Origin of the sequence: Bartonella sp. AP65SXKL (genome assembly GCF_042195725.1) — a bacterium.
In the GTDB taxonomy this organism is placed as follows: Bacteria; Pseudomonadota; Alphaproteobacteria; order Rhizobiales; family Rhizobiaceae; genus Bartonella.
This window is the reverse complement of record NZ_JBHIOW010000046.1, coordinates 1-2,595: the sequence shown is the minus strand read 5'-3', so window position 1 is coordinate 2,595 and position 2,595 is coordinate 1. Positions and strand designations below refer to the sequence as shown.

Genomic DNA, 2,595 nt, shown 5'->3' with positions numbered 1-2,595 from the left:
AGGGCTTGAGCATCCGTGGTAGCAGGGAGAACAAGATCTGATGTTTCCATGCCAACAATATCATCTTGATTTTTACGACGCTTGCCAACTTGTGTATCAGAACACACCGCAAAGGAACGCAAGGGTATTGCTGTATCTGCTGTCCATTCTCTTATTGTTTGTGACATTAAAGAAAGAGAGGGGACAAGGAATAAAACACGTTTACCTTGACCAGCAAGAGCTTCTGCTATCTTCAGACTGGTAAAGGTCTTTCCCGTTCCACACGCCATAATCAGCTTGCCGCGGTCTGCTTCTTGTAAACCGTCACAAACAGCTTTAAGCGCTTCTTGTTGATGATCTAAAAGCTTTTTCGGTTCTTTTTTCTTAAGAGTAGCTTCCCCTTTGCTTTCAAAGGTTGACCAATCTATTTGACTGTTTTCCAGATCAAAAAGATTAATCCGTTGAATGCGGACTCCTTGTCCTTCACAGGTGAGATCGGCATTGTTACTCCAATTACCTTCGGTGCTATCAACCAGAATACGGCGTGTGAAGATCTTTTTTCCCGAGGCAGCAATAAAGCTATCAATATCTTCCTTCTTGATTTGATGATTTACACTATAAAACTTACATTGAATAGCGGCATATCCTTCTTCATCACGAATTTTAGCAACCAGATCAATGCCGATATCACGCCCATCTTCCCCATGCTCTTTTGCCCATTCATAATAGGTTTCTACCTTTTCATAGCGTCCATAATGAAGAGGGGCATGCATAAGATATTTTGTCACAAAATCTTCAAACACTTTCCCTCGTAGAGTATTTGAAGTTGCCTGTTCACGATAGGATTGTAAGAGAGAGCGTAAAGTGACATGTTCATTATCATACTTATTAAAGTGATGCATATTACAACAGGGCTCCGTTTTCATATGAGAGGGTTAATTCTTATCAAAAGAATCAAAACGAAGCTTATTAAATCCATTTTGAATGAATAGTGAGAAAACTGGAAAAAATGCTAAAAAAGCCGATAATTTTTTCAAAAGGGTTTTTAAAGGTACTTATCCACAGCCCATGACACGGGGTCAGATCAGCAAAATAGTGAAATTTGCTGTTTATTTTATGGAAAAAAGACAAATGAAGCATGTGCTTTTAAAATATCATAATGATTATTTTGATAGGTTTTATGAATCACTAAAATAATCTAGTTTGTTAGTTCAATTTACAGACACAAACTGACAAATATATATTATTGATTGTATTTAAGGTTGTATTGTCGATATAGGTTGTATCGTTAAAATACTAACCTATTGAAATATAATGTTTTTAATTTTTTCTCATTTAAAAAAATAATATAGGAGCTAGAATTAACTGACAAGACTGACAAAACTCTTCTGATAAGGTCACTTAGATCATTATCTTTGGAGAAAGGTTGCTTAATGCGCTGTACAGAGAGTTTTGCCTATTTGAGTAGAAAGTTTTAAAAGAGGTTTCTTTATTGTTTTCTATGATGGTTTTTGACGACAGGATGTTCTTGATCGCATGATGTCTCGTTTATATGCGTGTTGAGTGGCTTAGAGGAGCTGGAGAGTGAATTTATCTCTAATTATTGATAAATATATTGTAGCATTAAACTGGGGATATTGATGTATTAACCATTGACGGGCTAAACAGTTTTGTTTAGAGGTTTTCTCATATAAATGTGGGGGAGAGATCTTCAGCAGTTAAAATAAAGTGGTTTTTGTAAAATAAAGCAGTTTTTGGGTGTCACTTTTCTTTGGTTACAGAGGCATGTGCTTTTGTTAAAAGCGTCATAGGGCAGTGGCTGTTTTGAGTGGACTTGTTAGAGGTTCCATGAAGTTCTTTTAAAGAGTGCTTCATGAATAATGCAAAGCGGGGGCAATCTGTATTGTTATTGATATTTTTACGCCAAAGTTCTCTTTTGAGAATTTTTCGTGCCATTTTTGTTTTCTTTGGCTTGTTTACAGGTGTAAATGTTTATGCGCGCTCCTCAGCTATTTTTCATTCCCCAACCGATAATTTTTCTCGCCAACAATCTGAGAAGCAGCAATTAGAAAGAATTGAGAAATTACGCGCTTTAACGCCTAAAAGGATCAAGACGCCTTCAGAGCAAAATCCAGAAACGCTTTTGGGTGGGAAACAATGTTTTCCAATTCATGCTGTTGTTGTTGAGGGAGTGCACCATGTCAAAAAGCGCTCTATATCAGCCGTAACAGAGCCTTATGTTGGAAGATGTATCGGTCTTTTTGATATTCAGCTCTTAATCAAGAAGTTAACCAAAGTTTATTTGGATCAAGGCTATGTAACGGCGCGTTTTTATATTCCTGATCAAGATATCAAAAACAGCAAGACGCTCAAATTTGTTGTCGTTGAGGGCAAGCTTTCAGAGATTTACTATAATGGTTTACCGACGTCTCGTTATAATAATGTTGTATGGAGTGCTTTTCCTGGGCTTCAAGGTCATGTTCTGAACATGCGCGATATTGAACAGGGGCTTGATCAGATCAACCGTTTGAGTTCAGCGCACGCTCAAAGCGAACTTCTTCCAGGGCGTGAAGAAGGGAGCACCATTGTCAATATTAACAATCATCCCGATAAAAC

Annotated in this window: 2 protein-coding genes; one reads left to right on the top strand and one right to left on the bottom strand. The window is 37.4% G+C overall.

From position 1 onward, the window contains the following. A partial coding sequence (locus ACFIMP_RS09460; RefSeq protein WP_375686320.1) for a restriction endonuclease occupies positions 1 to 881 on the bottom strand: 881 nt, incomplete at its 3' end. A 971-nt stretch (positions 882 to 1,852) separates the two neighbouring features. Here ACFIMP_RS09460 and ACFIMP_RS09455 point away from each other — a divergent pair. After that, positions 1,853 to 2,595 (top strand): POTRA domain-containing protein (locus tag ACFIMP_RS09455; protein ID WP_375686319.1); only part of this gene is annotated, 743 nt, incomplete at its 3' end.